The 15,364-nt window shown below is 70.4% G+C and carries 16 protein-coding genes; 13 read left to right on the top strand and 3 right to left on the bottom strand.

What is annotated here, in order from left to right; translation table 11 throughout:
* Window positions 1–55: 55 nt before the first annotated feature.
* The 5 genes from alaS (at window position 56) to ABD289_RS11515 (ending at window position 6,316) form a co-directional block, all read left to right on the top strand.
* Window positions 56–2,722, top strand: a complete 2,667-nt coding sequence (gene alaS, locus ABD289_RS11535; protein ID WP_344129992.1) for an alanine--tRNA ligase — start codon at window positions 56–58, stop codon at window positions 2,720–2,722.
* A 2-nt stretch (window positions 2,723–2,724) separates the two neighbouring features.
* Complete coding sequence (gene ruvX, locus ABD289_RS11530) at window positions 2,725–3,198, top strand: Holliday junction resolvase RuvX (RefSeq protein WP_344129988.1); 474 nt, start codon at window positions 2,725–2,727, stop codon at window positions 3,196–3,198.
* Window positions 3,195–4,397 (top strand): endolytic transglycosylase MltG, encoded by a 1,203-nt coding sequence (mltG, locus tag ABD289_RS11525; protein WP_344129985.1) that lies wholly within the window; start codon window positions 3,195–3,197, stop codon window positions 4,395–4,397. Before ruvX ends, mltG begins: the two co-directional genes overlap by 4 nt.
* Complete coding sequence (locus ABD289_RS11520; protein ID WP_344129983.1) at window positions 4,387–5,241, top strand: shikimate dehydrogenase; 855 nt, start codon at window positions 4,387–4,389, stop codon at window positions 5,239–5,241. Before mltG ends, ABD289_RS11520 begins: the two co-directional genes overlap by 11 nt.
* A 94-nt stretch (window positions 5,242–5,335) precedes the next feature.
* Window positions 5,336–6,316: a glutathione S-transferase family protein gene (locus ABD289_RS11515; protein WP_344129980.1), complete on the top strand. Its 981-nt coding sequence runs from the start codon at window positions 5,336–5,338 to the stop codon at window positions 6,314–6,316.
* Window positions 6,317–6,513: 197 nt separating this feature from the next.
* Here the strand turns inward: ABD289_RS11515 and ABD289_RS11510 are convergent, their stop codons facing one another.
* A complete protein-coding gene (locus tag ABD289_RS11510) occupies window positions 6,514–6,777 on the bottom strand; it encodes an HPr family phosphocarrier protein (RefSeq protein ID WP_344129977.1) in 264 nt (87 codons plus the stop codon).
* A 35-nt stretch (window positions 6,778–6,812) separates the two neighbouring features.
* Entirely contained in the window at window positions 6,813–8,072 is a 1,260-nt protein-coding gene (locus ABD289_RS11505) for a PTS transporter subunit EIIC (protein ID WP_344129975.1), read from the bottom strand.
* Window positions 8,073–8,338: 266 nt separating this feature from the next.
* Here ABD289_RS11505 and ABD289_RS11500 point away from each other — a divergent pair, with 266 nt between their 5' ends.
* The 8 genes from ABD289_RS11500 (at window position 8,339) to ABD289_RS11465 (ending at window position 14,589) form a co-directional block, all read left to right on the top strand.
* Window positions 8,339–8,575 carry a PTS sugar transporter subunit IIB gene (locus ABD289_RS11500; protein WP_344129972.1) on the top strand — a complete coding sequence of 79 codons (237 nt, stop codon included), beginning with the start codon at window positions 8,339–8,341 and terminating at the stop codon, window positions 8,573–8,575.
* Window positions 8,572–9,027, top strand: a complete 456-nt coding sequence (locus ABD289_RS11495; protein ID WP_344129970.1) for a PTS sugar transporter subunit IIA — start codon at window positions 8,572–8,574, stop codon at window positions 9,025–9,027. Before ABD289_RS11500 ends, ABD289_RS11495 begins: the two co-directional genes overlap by 4 nt.
* A gap of 141 nt (window positions 9,028–9,168) precedes the next feature.
* Window positions 9,169–9,759: a prepilin peptidase gene (locus tag ABD289_RS11490; RefSeq protein ID WP_344129967.1), complete on the top strand. Its 591-nt coding sequence runs from the start codon at window positions 9,169–9,171 to the stop codon at window positions 9,757–9,759.
* A gap of 72 nt (window positions 9,760–9,831) precedes the next feature.
* Window positions 9,832–11,037 (top strand): chorismate synthase, encoded by a 1,206-nt coding sequence (gene aroC / locus ABD289_RS11485; RefSeq protein ID WP_344129965.1) that lies wholly within the window; start codon window positions 9,832–9,834, stop codon window positions 11,035–11,037.
* Window positions 11,037–11,552, top strand: a complete 516-nt coding sequence (locus tag ABD289_RS11480; RefSeq protein ID WP_344129963.1) for a shikimate kinase — start codon at window positions 11,037–11,039, stop codon at window positions 11,550–11,552. Before aroC ends, ABD289_RS11480 begins: the two co-directional genes overlap by 1 nt.
* Window positions 11,553–11,642: 90 nt before the next feature.
* A complete protein-coding gene (gene aroB / locus ABD289_RS11475; RefSeq protein ID WP_344129961.1) occupies window positions 11,643–12,752 on the top strand; it encodes a 3-dehydroquinate synthase in 1,110 nt (369 codons plus the stop codon).
* The gene (gene aroQ / locus ABD289_RS11470) at window positions 12,749–13,183 is read left to right on the top strand and encodes a type II 3-dehydroquinate dehydratase (RefSeq protein WP_344129958.1); all 435 of its coding nucleotides are present in this window, start codon (window positions 12,749–12,751) and stop codon (window positions 13,181–13,183) included. The genes aroB and aroQ overlap by 4 nt, the downstream gene beginning before the upstream one ends.
* Window positions 13,183–14,589 carry a glycoside hydrolase family protein gene (locus ABD289_RS11465; protein ID WP_344129955.1) on the top strand — a complete coding sequence of 469 codons (1,407 nt, stop codon included), beginning with the start codon at window positions 13,183–13,185 and terminating at the stop codon, window positions 14,587–14,589. The genes aroQ and ABD289_RS11465 overlap by 1 nt, the downstream gene beginning before the upstream one ends.
* A 9-nt stretch (window positions 14,590–14,598) precedes the next feature.
* Here ABD289_RS11465 and ABD289_RS11460 read toward each other — a convergent pair whose 3' ends face one another.
* A complete protein-coding gene (locus ABD289_RS11460; protein ID WP_344129952.1) occupies window positions 14,599–15,303 on the bottom strand; it encodes a DUF4232 domain-containing protein in 705 nt (234 codons plus the stop codon).
* Window positions 15,304–15,364: the final 61 nt, after the last annotated feature.

The raw sequence follows: 15,364 nt of genomic DNA, 5'->3' as shown, positions 1-15,364 counted from the left end.
CAGGTCCGCCGCCGTGTCGTCCGACCGTTGACAACGCAATTCCCAAGGACTCCCAGTGCAGACCCACGAGATCATCCGCCGGTTCACCGAGCACTTCCGCGGCCGCGGTCACACCGTCGTGCCCAGCGCTTCGCTGATCCTCGACGACCCCACCCTGCTGTTCGTCAACGCGGGCATGGTCCAGTTCAAGCCCTATTTCCTGGGCGAGGCCCCGGCTCCGTACCCGCGCGCGACCAGCATCCAGAAGTGCGTGCGCACCGGGGACATCGATGAGGTCGGCAAGACCACCCGGCACAACACCTTCTTCCAGATGGCGGGCAACTTCTCCTTCGGCGATTACTTCAAAGAAGGCGCCATGGACAGCGCCTGGAAGCTGCTGACCAGCTCCCGGGAGGACGGTGGCTTCGGCTTCGAACCGGAACGGCTGTGGGTCACCGTCTTCGAGAAGGACGAAGAGGCCGCCGAGCTGTGGCAGCAGGTCACCGGCATCCCCGCCGAGCGGATCCAGACCCGCGGGCCGGAGGACAACTACTGGGACATGGGCGTGCCCGGTCCCGGCGGTCCCTGCTCGGAGATCTACTACGACCGCGGCCCCGCCTACGGTGCCGAAGGCGGCCCGATCGTCGACGAGAGCCGCTACATCGAGATCTGGAACCTGGTGTTCATGCAGGACATCAGGGGTGAGCTGGCGCCGAAGGACGGACACCCGCCGATCGGCGAGCTGCCGACCAAGAACATCGACACCGGAATGGGCGTCGAGCGCGTCGCCTGCCTGCTGCAGGGCGTGGAGAACGTCTACGAGACCGACCTGGTCCGCCCGGTGATCGCCAAGGCCGAGGAGCTCTCCGGCCGGCGCTACGGCGACAACGAGGAAGACGACGTGCGCTTCCGCGTCATCGCCGACCACGCCCGCTCCGGCGTGATGCTGGTCGGCGACGGCGTCACCCCGGGCAACGAGGCGCGTGGCTACGTGCTGCGCCGGCTGCTGCGCCGGATCGTGCGTTCCATCCGCCTGCTGGGCGTGCAGCAGCCGGTGCTGGCCGAGTTCGCCAGGATCGTGCGCGACGCCATGGCGCCGACCTACCCCGAGCTGGTCACCGAGTTCGACCGCATCGAGTCGGTCATGCGCAAGGAGGAGGAGGCCTTCCTCGCCACGCTGACCACCGGCTCGAAGATCTTCGACACCGCGGTCGCCGAGACCAAGAAGTCCGGTGGCAAGACCCTGGCGGGCGACAAGGCCTTCCAGCTGCACGACACCTACGGCTTCCCGATCGACCTGACCCTCGAGATGGCCGCCGAGCAGGGGCTGTCGGTGGACGAGCAGGGCTTCCGGGACCTGATGTCCGAGCAGCGCAGGCGGGCCAAGGAGGACGCGAAGTCCCGCAAGACCGGCCACGCCGATCTGTCCACCTACCGCACGCTGCTCGACGAGCACGGCACCACGGAGTTCATCGGCTACACCGACCTGCAGTCGCACAGCCGGGTGCTGGGCCTGCTGGTCGACGGCAAGCCCGCCAGCCGGGCATCGGCCGGGACCGAGGTCGAGCTCGTGCTGGACCGCACTCCCTTCTACGCCGAGGGCGGTGGCCAGATCGCCGACACCGGCAAGCTGGTCGGTCCCGGCGTGTCGGTCGAGATCGGCGACGTGCAGCGCGCCGTGCCGGGCCTGTTCGTGCACAAGGGCAAGGTCCTGGAGGGCGAGCTCGGCGTGGACACCACGCTGGAGACCGCCGTCGACAAGGCCCGCCGCGAGGCCATCGAGCGCTCGCACTCCGCGACGCACCTGGTGCACGCCGCGGTGCGCAGCGCCTACGGCAAGCGCGCCGCGCAGGCCGGTTCGCTGAACTCGCCGGGCCGGATGCGCTTCGACTTCAACGTGCCCACGGCCGTGGACGCCGACGTGCTCGCGGGTGTCGAGGAAGAGGTCAACGACTACCTGCAGACCGACGTCGAGGTGGACGCCTACACCACGACCATGGACCGGGCCATGGAGCTCGGCGCCATGGCGCTGTTCGGCGAGAAGTACGGCGACCAGGTCCGCGTGGTCGACATGGGCGACTACTCCCGCGAGCTCTGCGGTGGTACCCACGTGCCGCGCATCGGCAAGCTCGGCGTGGTCAAGCTGGTCTCGGACTCCTCGGTCGGCACCGGCGTGCATCGCGTCGAGGCGCTGGTCGGCATGGACGCCATGCGGCACATCAGCAAGGAGCACATGCTGGTCAACCAGCTCGCCGAGCAGTTCAAGGTCCCCGCCGACGACCTGCCGGACCGCATTCAGGGCGTGGTCACGCGGTTGCGCGACGCGGAGAAGGAACTCCAGCAGCTGCGCACCGCCCAGGTCCTCAACTCGGCCGGTGACCTGGCGAACAAGGCCACCGACGTGCGCGGGGTGACCGTGGTCGCCGAGCAGGTTCCCGACGGCGTCGACGGCGGCTCGCTGCGCGCGCTCGCCGGCGAGGTCCGCGGCAGGCTTGGTTCGCGTCCCTCGGTGGTCGCGCTGTTCTCCGCCGACGAGGGCAAGGTCAGCTTCGTGGTGGGCACCAGCGAAGCGGCGCGGGACTCCGGCATCGCGGCGGGCAAGCTGGTGCCGTCGTTCGCCGAGGAGGTCGGCGGCCGCGGTGGCGGCAAGCCGGACATGGCCCAGGGCGGCGGCTCGAACCCGGCCGGTATCACCGCCGCGGTCGGCGCGCTGCGCAAGGGCATCGAGCAGGCGGTGTCCTGAGCGTGACCGAGCACCGGCAGGCGGAACCCGGCCCGGGCCGTCGCATCGGAGTCGATGTCGGACAGGTCCGGGTGGGCGTCGCGCTCAGCGATCCCGCGCCGATGCTGGCCACGCCGCTGGAGACGTTGCCACGCGACGCGGAGGGCGGCAGCGATGTCAAGAAGCTCGCCGCCCTCGTCGCGGAGCACGAGGTCGTGGAGGTCGTGATCGGCATGCCCAAGACGCTGGGCGGCAGGCACGGTTCCTCCGCGGAGATCGCGCAGGGGTATGGGGATGCCCTTGCCGAGCTGATCGCGCCGGTGCCGGTGCGCTTTCACGACGAGCGGTTGACCACCGTAACGGCCAGTCGCAAGCTGTCCAAGCGCGGCGTGAAGGGGAAGAAGCAGCGCGCCGTGGTTGATCAGGCCGCAGCCGTGGAGATCCTGCAGGCATTTTTGGACGGTCGGGGGCAGAAGACACGAGAGGAACTCCCGTGACCGACGATCTCGGATTGTTCGCCGACGAACCCGGTGAACACCGTCGCCGCCGCCCGGATCCGGAGCGCTTCCGCAGGCGCAAGCGGCGCCGCTGGGTGACCGCCCTGGCAGGACTGTTCGTGCTGCTGCTGGTCGGCGGCGGCGTGGGCTACGGCGCGATGCAGATCATGCAGATCGGCTCCTACGACGACTACGAGGGCGGGGGCGAGGGCACCGCCGTCATCGAGGTCAAGTCGGGCGAGACGGTCAGCGAGATCGGCAGCACGATGAGCGAGAAGGACGTGGTGGCCAGCACCAGAGCCTTCATCTCGGCGGCCGCGGAGAACAAGCAGATCAACAGCATCCAGCCCGGCTACTACATGATGCGCAAGCAGATGTCGGGCCAGGCCGCGGTCGAGCGGATCCTGTCCGCCGACGCCAAGGTCGGCCGGGTCGAGATCCGGGGCGGGATGCGGCTGGAGGACCAGCTGGCTCCGAACGACAAGAAGACCCCCGGGATCCTGACGATGCTCGCCGAGGGCACCTGCTCCAAGGACAAGAGCAACTGCACCTCGCCCGAGCGGATGAAGGAAGTGGCCGCCACGGCCGACCTCGCCTCGCTGGGCGTGCCGGATTGGGCGATCGAGGGCGCTTCCCAGGCTGAGCCGGACCGCAGGCTGGAAGGCCTGATCATGCCCGGCATCTACGACGTCAAGCCGGGCGCCAAGGCCGAGGACGTGCTGCGCGAGGTCATCAGCCGCTCCGTCGCCCAGATGGAGGCCACGGGCCTGCAGCAGGCGGCCGAGAGCAGCGAGCACAGCGCCTACGAGATGCTGATCATCGGCTCGATCGTGCAGAGCGAGGGCATCGAGAAGGACTTCGGGAAGGTCGCGCGGGTGATCGAGAACCGGCTCCAACCGCCGCAGATGCGGCTGGGCATGGACTCCACGATCAACTATCCGCTGGAGAAGCCCGCGCTGCTGACCGACCCGGAGGACCGCGAGCGCCCCGGCCCGTACAACACCTACCTGAACTACGGGCTGCCGCCGACGCCGATCTCCACGGTCAGCAAGGCAGCGCTGCAGGCCGTCGAGCAGCCCCCCGAGGGCGAGTGGAAGTACTTCGTGAAGTGCCGGAAGGACGGCACCTCGTGCTTCGGCAAGACCAAGGCCGAGCACGACGCGTTCGTCGATCAGGCGAAGCAGAACGGTGCCTGGTGAGCCGCGCAGGGCAGCGGTGCTCGGCAAACCCGTCGAGCACTCGCTGTCCCCGGTGCTGCACGGCGCGGCCTTCGCTGCGCTCGGGCTGACCGGCTGGACCTACGAACGGGTCGAGGCCGACGCCGAGCAACTGGTGTCCTTCGCGAGCGGCCTGGGCCCGGAGTGGGCGGGCTTGTCGGTGACCATGCCCGGCAAGCGCGCCGCGCTGGAGTTCGCCGACGAGGTCAGCATCCGCGCCGAGGCGGTGGGTGCGGCGAACACGCTCGTGCACCGCGCGGACGGTTCCTGGTTCGCCGACTGCACGGACGTCGCGGGCGTGACCGGGGCCCTGCGCGGTGCTGGCGGCTTCACCGGCGGGCGCAGCGGCTTCGTGCTCGGTGCGGGTGGCACGGCGGCGGCCGCGCTGGCGGCCTTCGCCGAGCTCGGGCTCACCCAGGTGACGCTGGCGGTGCGGGAGCCGTCCCGGGCCGCCGAGGCCGTGCGGACGGCCGAGCGCGTGGGCCTGCGGGTGCGCGTGGACCGGCTGGACTCCGTCTCGCTGGCCGATGCGGCCACGAGTCACGACGTGGTGGTCTCAACGCTGCCGGCCGGCGCCCTGGACGCACGCGCGCCGGAGCTGGCCAAGGCTCGCTGCCTCCTGGACGTCATCTACCACCCCTGGCCGACGCCGCTGGCGGAGGCGGTCGCCGCCGAGGGCGGCCACCTGGCCACCGGCCTGGACATGCTCCTGCACCAGTCCTTCGGCCAGACCGAGTACTTCACCGGCCAACAGGCCCCCCGCGAAGCCATGCGCCGAGCCCTGGCCCGAGCCACGGGCCACTCGCTGGGCGACAGTTTTGCCTAAAACTGTCGGGGCGAGGCGGGCATGATCATGTGACGGTTATAGGCAAAACTGTCAGGCGCTGGCGCCGGATGGGAACCCCGAGGACCATCGGCGCATGGCCGGTGAGTTCAAGCGGGACATGAACTACATCCCCACCAGGGTCACCGCCGACGGCCGGGACGGTTATCCGGTGGAGGCCGGGCGGTATCGGCTGGTGGTCGCGCGGGCGTGCCCGTGGGCGAACCGGGCGGTCATCGTGCGGCGGCTGCTGGGCCTGGAGCCGGTGGTGTCGATGGGCATCGCCGGGCCGACGCACGACGAGCGCAGCTGGCGCTTCGACCTCGACCCCGGTGGCGAGGACCCGGTGCTGGGCATCGAGCGGCTGCAACAGGCGTTCCTGGTCCGCTTCCCGGACTACGACCGGGGAATCACCGTGCCAGCGCTCGTGGACATCCCGAGCGGGCAGGTGGTCACCAACGACTTCCCGCAGATCACGCTCGACTTCGGCCAGGAGTGGCGCGAGCACCACCGGCCCGGCGCGCCGGAGCTGTACCCGCCGGACCTGCGCTCCGAGATCGACGAGATCAACGAGGCGGTGTTCCACGACATCAACAACGGCGTCTACAAGGCCGGGATGGCCACCGACCAGCAGGCCTACGAGCACGCCTACGCGCGGCTGTTCGATCGGCTGGACCGGCTCTCCGAGCGCTTGTCGAAGCAGCGCTACCTGGTTGGCGACACGATTACCGAGGCCGATGTGCACCTGTTCCCCACGCTGGTGCGCTTCGACGCGGTCTACCACGGGCACTTCAAGTGCAACCGGCACAAGCTCGTCGAGCTACCGGTGCTGCGCGACTACACGCGCGATCTGTTCCAGACGCCGGGGTTCGGCGACACGATCCACTTCCCGCAGATCAAGGAGCACTACTACGTGGTGCACCGGTCGATCAACCCGAGCGGGATCGTTCCGACGGGCCCCGACCTGTCCTGGCTGCTGGAACCGCACGGCCGGGACAGGCTCGGCGGCCGGCCGTTCGGGGAGGGAACCCCGCCCGGACCCCCACCGGAGTCCGAGCGGGTCCCGAGTCCCGCGTGAGCTGGGGCGTGTTCGGGAAGTGCTTTGCTCGGCGGGGCGGGTAGCAGGTCCTGGTCGGCTCCGTGGCTCGGTGCGCCGCTCCTGATGCATGCCAATGCACGGCGTCCCGGCGCACTCGCCGCGAAGCCGACCGGGACCTGCGGCGGGCTGAGTCCCGCACCTGAAACAGCGGCTGCCGCCGCGTTCGTGAACAGCTCCTAGTCGAGCTCGGATCCGACCAGCTCGGCCACCTCGTCGAGGGCGGCTTCGGCACCGTCACCTTCGGCCGCCAGGACGACCTCGTCGCCGTGCTCGGCGCCGAGGGTCATCAGCCCGAGGATGCTGCCGGCTTCCACCGGCTCCGCGCCGTCCTTGCGGATGGTGATGGTCACCGGCTGCGCCGCGGCGGTCTTGGCCAGCAGGGCCGCGGGGCGTGCGTGCAATCCGACCTTGCTGGCCACGGTGACGCGTCGTTCAAACATGCTGCTCCTTCAACCTGGGATGAGGCGCTGCGCCGTCAGCTCTTGTCCGGGCCGGGCGCGGCCGCCCCACCGGCATTATCCGCACCGGCCTCGGCCGTGTCTGCATCCTCTTCCTCGCGACCGGGTGTGCGCAGGTTCCACTTGGTGATGATGAAGCGGAAGCTGAAGTAGTAGATCACGGCGTAGACCAGGCCGATCGGGATCAGCCACAGCGAGTTCTGCGAGATCCCGAAGTTGAGCACGTAGTCGATGAAGCCTGCCGAGAAGCCGAAGCCGCTGTGGATGTCCAGCGCGTTGACCAGCGCCAGCGAGGTTCCGGTCAGCACCGCGTGCACCAGCAGCAGCGGCCAGGCCACGAAGATGAACGAGAACTCCAGCGGCTCGGTGATGCCGGTCAGGAACGACGTCAGCGCGACCGAGAGCATGATGCCGCCGACGACCTTGCGCTGCGAGGGCTTGGCCGAGTGCCAGATCGCCAGGGCCGCGGCGGGCAGCGCGAACATGAAGATCGGGAAGAAACCGGTCATGAAGGTGCCCGCGGTCGGGTCGCCCTCGAAGAAGCGCGGGATGTCGCCCTTCTCGCCGTGGAAGTCGCCGAAGAGGAACCACACGATGTTGTTCGGGATGTGGTGCAGGCCGAACGGGAGCAGCAGTCGGTTGACCAGGCCGTAGATGCCGCCACCGATGACCGCCTGCTGGGTGACCAGGTTGGAAAAGCCGGTCAGCGCCGCGTCGAAGAGCGGGAACAGCAGGCCCATCAGCACGCCGATGACGACCATGGAGCAGGCGGTCACGATCGGCACGAAGCGGCGGCCGCCGAAGAACCCGAGGTAGTCGGGGAGCTTGATGCGGTGGTAGCGCTGCCACAACCACGCGGCGACCAGACCTGCGATGATGCCGCCGAGCACGCCGTAGGGGCTCTTGTTGAACGAGGTGCCCTCCTCGGTTCCGGCCATGGTGGTCAGCACCGCGTGCAGCACGAGGTAGCCGACCGCGGCCGCCAAGGCGGTGGAACCGTCGGCTTTCTTGGCGAATCCGATCGACACGCCCAGGGCGAACAGCAGCGGCAGGTAGTCGAACAGCGAATTGCCCGCGGCGCCGATGATCTCCGATACCGGGATCATCCAAGCCAGCAGCGAGCCGAGGCCTTCATCGCCGAGCAGATCCGGCTGTCCGAGCCGGGCCAGCAGCGCCGCTGCGGGTAGCACGGCGATGGGCAGCATCAAGCTGCGTCCGAGTCGTTGCAGCTGCGCGAAGCCGCTGCTCCCCTTCGCCGCACCGGCGCTGGAACTCATCGGGTACCTCCTGCTCAGGATTTCTGATCCCACGTTTTCCCACGAAAGCCCGCGCGTACCACGGTTGTGGCCGAACTTCGCCGTTAAGCTGGATGAACTGCCGTGCGGCGATTGGTACTGTGCGGTCTAAACCAGTTGGAGCGAACAATGCGCCGTCACGAGAACGAGTGTCAAGACGGCGAGGTTTTCGTTGCCGCATCGACATCACTTGACGCAGGATCGTCAGGTCGCGGTCGGTCCGCGGCGCAAGGATGAAGGGAGCACCGGTGGCTCAGGACAAGGCCGCCGCGATCCTCGCCGCGCTCGGCGGCGGGGACAACGTGGTGGAGATCGAGCCGTGCATCACGCGGCTGCGCTGCGAGGTCGAGGACGGTTCGAAGGTCGACGAAGCGGCGCTGAAGAGCGCGGGCGCGCACGGGGTGATGGCCCAGGGCTCGGTCGTGCAGGTCGTGGTCGGCCCGGAGGCGGACACGCTGGCCAGCGACCTCGAGGACCTCATGTGAGTACCGAGATCGGTAGCCCGGTGGCAGGCCTGACCGCGCCGCTCTCGGACGTGCCGGACCCGGTGTTCTCCCAGGCCATGGTCGGTCCGGGATTGGCGGTCAAACCCACTGGCGGCAGCGCGGACGCGGTGGCGCCGATCGCGGGCGAGCTCGCGACGCTGCACCCGCACGCCTTCGTCGTGGTGGCCCCGGACGGAGCCGCGGTGCTGGTGCACCTGGGTATCGACACCGTCAAGCTCAAGGGCGAGGGGTTCGCGCTGCACGTGGCCAAGGGCGATCGAGTCGAGGCCGGGCAGCCCATCGTCACCTGGAACCCCGCGGAGATCGAGGAGCAGGGATATTCCTCCATCTGCCCGGTGGTGGCCCTGGAATCAGCGGCGGAATCGCTCAGCGACTTCCGGGAGGACACCCAGGTCCTGGCAGGTGACCCGCTGTTCACCCTGGAGTCCTGACTCCGGCCTCGGGACGCGGCCGCGAACCGGAACCGCCCGGGCGCAACGAGGTTGTGCCCGGGCGGTTCTCGTGGCGATCGGCGCGGCCCGTCTCGGCGAGTCGGGCGCCCGCTTCGACCGGAGATCGGCAACCTCGTGGGCGTGCTGTTCTGGATCTGCTGCGGAGTCGTCGCCGGATGCGGCGGGCGGTTGCTGCTCCGCGCGCTGCGCAGGGGTGTCCACGTCCCGTGGCCGTGGTGCGCGGCCGCCGTCGGTCTCGCGTGGGGTGTGGTCGGTGCGCGCATCGAGGCGGGGATGCCGTGGTGGTGGGCCGGTGTGCCGCTGGGGCTCGGATGGCTCGCCGTGCTGCTGGCCGCGTGCGATCTCCGCGCCGCGCGCCTGCCGGACGCCCTGACGCTGCCCGCCTACCCGGCGACGATTGCGCTGCTCGTCCCGGTGGCTCTGCACGAACCCCGCGCGTCGACGACCGCCGCCGGGGGCCTGGTGCTGTTCGCGGGCACCTATCTCGCTGTGCGCCTGATCGCTCCGCACGCCATGGGCCCCGGTGACGTCAAGCTGGCGGGTCCGCTCGGCGCCCTCGTCGGCGCGGTCTCCCTGCAGGCTGTCCTGGGCGCGATGGTGGCGGCGGCGGCGTTGACGCTGGTCGCGACCACGTCGCGCCGCGCGGGCGCGGTCCCCCACGGCCCGGCGATGCTGCTGCCGTCCTGGCTGGTCACGTTGGTTTGGCCGTAGCTCCGCGTGGGCTGGGACACTGCCCGTGCCCAGGGCTCAGCGCCGCGGACGAGACGTGGCAGGATCTATGGTGTGTTGCGCTGGATGACCGCTGGAGAATCGCACGGCCCCGCCCTCGTGGCGGTGCTGGAAGGCATGGTGTCGGGAGTCGAGGTGACCTCGACCGACATCGCGACCCAGCTGGAGCGTCGCAAGCTCGGTTTCGGTCGCAGCCCCCGGATGAACTTCGAGGCCGACGAGCTCGAGATCATCGGCGGGGTTCGGCACGGTCGCACCCAGGGCGGCCCGATCGCGGTGCGCATCGGCAACACCGAATGGCCCAAGTGGGAACAGGTCATGGCCGCCGACCCGGTCGACGAGGACGTGCTCGCCGGACTGGCGCGCAACGAGCCGCTGACCCGCCCGCGGCCCGGCCACGCCGACATCGCGGGGATGCAGAAGTACGGCTTCGACGAGGCGCGCCCGGTGCTGGAGCGCGCCAGCGCGCGCGAGACGGCTTCGCGCGTCGCGGTGGGAACCGTCGCGCGGCAGTTCCTGCGCCAGCTGCTCGGCGTGGAGCTCGTCAGCCACGTGGTCAGCCTGGGCGGCGTGGACGCCGCCGGCGAGGTGCTGCCCGGGCCGGACGATCTCGCCGCCATCGACGAGAACCCGGTGCGCGCCTTCGGCGACGACGCGACCGAGCGGATGATGACCGAGGTCGACGCGGCCAAGAAGGACGGCGACACCCTCGGGGGCGTCGTCGAGGTGATCGCCTACAACCTGCCCCCGGGCATCGGTTCGCACGTGCACTGGGATCGCAAGCTCGACGCCAAGCTGGCTGGCGCGCTGATGAGCATCCAAGCGATCAAGGGCGTGGAGATCGGCGAGGGCTTCGCCAACGCGGGCCGCCGGGGCAGTGCCGCGCACGACGAGATCTACCCCGACCAGGGCGTCAACTGGGTGCGCCGGGACAGCAACCGCGCAGGCGGGCTCGAGGGCGGCATCACCAACGGCGAGCCGCTGATCGTGCGCGCCGCGAAGAAGCCCATCTCCAGCCTGCCCCGCGCGCTGGCCACCGTGGACATGCAGACCGGGGAGCCCGCGCAGGCGATGCACCAGCGCTCGGACATCACCGCGGTGCCGCGAGCCGCTGTGGTCGCCGAGACGATGGTCGCGCTGGTGCTTGCCGAGGCCGTGCTGGAGAAGTTCGGCGGCGATTCGCTGCCGGAGACCCGTCGCAACGCCGAGGGCTACCTCGCCGGTCTGCGCGAGCGGGCCGAGAAGCGGCAGGTGCGCTGATGTCCCCGCGCGCCGTGGTGATCGGGCCGCCCGGCGCGGGCAAGACCACCATCGGCGAACTGCTCGCCAAGCGGCTGGGGGCGTCCTTCCGCGACACCGATGCGGACGTGGTCGAGCGCGCGGGCAAGTCGATCGCCGACCTCTTCACCTACGACGGCGAGCCCGCCTTCCGCGCGCTGGAGGAGGATGCCGTCGAGACCGCGTTGCGCGAGCACGACGGCGTCCTGGCGCTCGGCGGGGGTGCGGTGCTGTCCGAGCGCTCCCGGCAGAACCTCGCCGGACACCCGGTGGTGTTCCTGTCGGTGAGCCTCGCCGAGGGCGCTCGCCGGACCGGATTGTCCACCGCGCGGCCGCTGCTGACCGGGGTCAACCCGCGCGCCACCTTCAAGGCGCTGCTGGACGAACGCCTGCCGATCTACCGCTCGGTGGCCGCGATCGAGGTCGCCACCGAGGAGCTGACCCCTGACGAGGTCGTCGATCGGGTCATCGACGACCTGGGGGAAGCCACGACGTGAACTGCTTGATGACGCGGTCCGGCGGTTCGGAGCGGCTGCACCGCTGCGAACCGCGAAACCGCTGAAGACGACGAGATCGAAGGGACGACGATGACCGAGCCGGTTCGGATCAGCGTGAACGGCCAGCAGAACTACGACGTGGTCGTCGGCCGCGGTCTGCTCGGCGAGATGGTCGAGTTCCTGCAGGACGCCTCCTCCGTCGCACTGGTCCACCAGCCGACCCTGACCACCACCGTCGAGGCCGTCCGCGAGGAGCTGACCGAGGCCGGCATCGACGCGCACCGCGTGGAGGTCCCGGACGCCGAGGACGGCAAGACGCTGCAGGTCGCCGGGTTCTGCTGGGAGGTCCTCGGCAAGATCGGCATGGACCGCGACGGCGTCGTGGTCGCCTTCGGCGGCGGTGCGGTCACCGACCTCGGCGGGTTCGTCGCGGGCACCTGGATGCGCGGCGTGCGGGTCGTGCAGGTGCCCACCACGCTGCTGGGCATGGTCGACGCCGCGATCGGCGGCAAGACCGGCATCAACACCGAGGCCGGCAAGAACCTCGTCGGCTTCTTCCACGAGCCGAGCCTGGTGCTGGCCGACCTGGCCATCCTGGAAGGTCTGCCGCCGAACGAGCTGCTGGCCGGGATGGCCGAGATCGTCAAGGCCGGTTTCATCGCCGACCCGGAGATCCTGCGGATCATCGAGGAGAACCCGGAGGCCTCGGTCGACCCGACCGGGGACGTCCTCGCCGAGCTGGTGCGCCGGTCCGTGCAGGTCAAGGCCGACGTCGTCGGGCAGGACCTGAAGGAGTCGCACCTTCGCGAGATGCTCAACTACGGTCACACGCTGGCGCACTCCATCGAGAAGCGCGAGCGCTACCGGTGGCGGCACGGCGCGGCGGTCAGCGTCGGCCTGGTCTTCGCCGCCGAGCTCGCCCGCGCCGCGGGCCGCCTCGACGACGAGACCGCGGATCGGCACAAGTCCATCCTCGACCTGCTCGGCCTGCCCACCAGCTACGACCCCGACGCGCTCGGCTCGTTGATGGAGGGCATGAAGTCGGACAAGAAGAACCGCAACGGCGTGATCCGCTTCGTGGTCCTCGACGGGCTGGCCAAGGTCGGCCGGCTGGAAGGCCCGGACCCGTCGCTGATCGCCGCGGCGTACTCGGCCCTGACCGGGGGCGAGGCCAAGCCGGACACGGGGATCCTGCTGTGAAGGTGCTGGTGCTCAACGGCCCCAACCTCGGCCGCCTCGGTACCCGCGAGCCGTCGGTGTACGGCAGCACGACCCACGCCGACCTCGTCTCGATGTGCGAGCAGGCCGGTGTCGAGCTGGGCGTCGAGGTCGAGGTGCGCCAGACCGACCACGAGGGCGAGATGGTCGGTTGGCTGCACGAGGCCGCCGACGCCTGCTGGCCGGTGGTGCTCAACGCGGGCGCGTGGACGCACTACTCGGTGGCCGTGCGCGACGCGGCCGCGCAGCTGCGGGCCGAACTGATCGAGCTGCACATCTCCAACGTGCACAAGCGGGAAGCGTTCCGGCACACCAGCTTCCTGTCGGACATCTCGACCGCGGTGATCTGCGGGCTCGGGGTGGCCGGGTATCCGCTGGCGATTCGCTGGGTGGCCGAGAACGCGGGGCGGTAGTGGCCCGATTACGCCTGGCCGCGCTGGTGGTGGTCGGCCTGCTGGCGGGGTGCGCGGTGCCGGGGACGCCGGAAGGGGAGAGGTCCCGGCCGGTGCCCTCGCCGGTGGAGCTGCGGCTCGCCGGTGAGCGGGGTGGTTCGGGCGTGGTGCTGGCGGGTGGCCCCGCGGCGCCGTACAACTACGCGCCGTCGGTGCTTTCGGTCGACGGCGGGTTCCGCGCGTGGTGGTGCAGCCAGCTGCCCGGTGTCGGGCCCGCCGGCGACGACATCCTGTCGGCCACCGGCTCGGCTCCGGACGCCTTCGGGAGCGCGGTGCCGGTCTTTTCCGGCCGGCCGGGGGCTTTCGACGCGATGCACACCTGCGACCCGTCGGTGCTGCGGGTGGACGGCCGCTACCGCATGTACTACACGGGAGCGGCGGGCGAGCACGACCACGGCAACGCGATCGGCGTGGCGACCAGCGATGACGGCCTGGCGTGGACCCGGGCCGCCGAGCCGGTGGTGACGGTGTCTGGAGGGCGGCACCGGGCCAACACCTACGGCGCGGGACAGCCCTCGGCGTTGCACCTGGACGGCTGGTACTACCTGATGTTCACCGACACCACCGCGCGTGGCGCGGGGTGGAACGGTGCCGGGCAGTTCGTGATTCGTTCGCGCGATGCCGAATTCCGCTCCGGGGTGCAGGAGTTGACCTCGCGGGGGTTCGTGCCGGAACGGCGGCAGCGCTCCCGTTCGGTGGTCGACGCGTTCAGCGCGGACTGGGCGTGGTCGCCGGCGCTGAACGCCTTCGCGATCGCGCACCAGACCGCACAGGGGACTCGGATCACCTTCTGGGACCGGGGTTTCACCAGACACCCCTACGAACCGGTGACCATCCCGGGACCGTGGCGGGAGGGGCCGGGGCTCGTGCGCGATCCGTCGGGGCACGTCCCGGTGGACGAGACCGATCCGTGCGGGGCGGTCGCCTTGGACGTGCTGCGCGCCACCACCCTAGCCGCGGCGCCGACGGACATCCGGCACTACGGGGTGGATGCGGTCGATGTCGGTGCCTGCGCCGGCCCGCAGCGCGCCGCGCGGACGTTGCAGGGCTTCGCGGTGCCCAACCCCGTGCGCACCGTCGACATCATCACCGGTGGGGCCCGGCTGCGGGTGGAACGCCGCTCGGTCGCGGCGGCGATGGCGGTCTCGGTCCTCGATTCCCGGCCGTCCTCGGTGGACGAACTTCCGGTGGCCGCCGAGATCCCCTCCGGGGCCGTCGCTTTGCGCTCGCCGTCCGGCGAGCTCGGCCTGCTGGACAGCGACGGCGGCCTCTGGAAGGTGCCCGAGGCCGTGGTGGCGGCCAACGGGTCGCGGATCACCGATGTCGGCGCGCAGCGGTGGCGGCGGCATCTGGACGGCGACCGGTGAGACGTGACCTCACGGCCCGGTGGGCACGCCCCGCTGGATGGTCCACACCGTGATCTGGTGGCCGTCGATGTCCTCGGCGGCGCAGCCCTTGGCGTCGGTCATCGGGACGAACACGGAATCGTAGGAGTGCGGCGGGTAGACGCGCAGGCCGCGGGCGTCGGTCGGCTCGCAGGAGGCCGCGTCGAAGTTCGCCACGTTGGCCAGCTTGAGCAGCGCCGAGGCCTGCTGGCCCGGCGCGAGCGCGACGGGCGCGCCCTTGGAACCGGAGCGGAACGCGGCTTCGCCGACCTGGTGGCCGTCCTTGCCCGCGACGTAGGACACGCCGGGGAAGCCGTGCAGGACGCACGAGCGGTCGCCGTCGTTGGTGAACACCAGTGCCTGGTATTGCGAACCCGCGCCCGAGCCCTGGTAGCTCAGCGAGAGCTTCAGATCGTCGCGCTCGCACCTGGTCCCGGCCTGCGGCCCGCTGGTCGACGGTTCGGCGGCCGGGTGATCCGGGGCGTTGCCGGTGGTGGCATCGGGTTGCTCGGCGGTTCGCGAGTCCGGCGGCTCGGGTTCGGCTTCCGGTGGGTTGTCGATCGGCGTCATTCGCTGCGGCGCTTGCGGAACCTGGCCCCCAGCACCGGCCGAGTCGGTGCCGTCGGCTCCGCACGCGCTCAAACCGATGCACAGCAGCACCGCTACAGCGCCCCCGAGGGTCTTCGTGCCGGTCATGTCATCCCCTCAGTACGCGGCCATCCGCTTTCATCCCGTAAGACGCCCGGAACCCGCGAAG

The organism is Saccharopolyspora halophila (assembly GCF_039531955.1).
Classification (GTDB): Bacteria; Actinomycetota; Actinomycetes; order Mycobacteriales; family Pseudonocardiaceae; genus Saccharopolyspora; species Saccharopolyspora halophila.
The sequence above is the reverse complement of the archived record's forward strand: the minus strand, read 5'-3'. Positions and strand labels throughout refer to the sequence as shown.

What these genes read in the sequence shown, in the direction of transcription:
- ABD289_RS11515 (WP_344129980.1), top strand. Translation starts at nt 5,336, where the DNA reads ATGGCCGGTGAGTTCAAGCGGGACATGAACTACATCCCCACCAGGGTC.
- ABD289_RS11510 (WP_344129977.1), bottom strand. Translation starts at nt 6,777, where the DNA reads ATGTTTGAACGACGCGTCACCGTGGCCAGCAAGGTCGGATTGCACGCA.
- ABD289_RS11505 (WP_344129975.1), bottom strand. Translation starts at nt 8,072, where the DNA reads ATGAGTTCCAGCGCCGGTGCGGCGAAGGGGAGCAGCGGCTTCGCGCAG.
- ABD289_RS11480 (WP_344129963.1), top strand. Translation starts at nt 11,037, where the DNA reads ATGTCCCCGCGCGCCGTGGTGATCGGGCCGCCCGGCGCGGGCAAGACC.
- aroB (WP_344129961.1), top strand. Translation starts at nt 11,643, where the DNA reads ATGACCGAGCCGGTTCGGATCAGCGTGAACGGCCAGCAGAACTACGAC.
- ABD289_RS11460 (WP_344129952.1), bottom strand. Translation starts at nt 15,303, where the DNA reads ATGACCGGCACGAAGACCCTCGGGGGCGCTGTAGCGGTGCTGCTGTGC.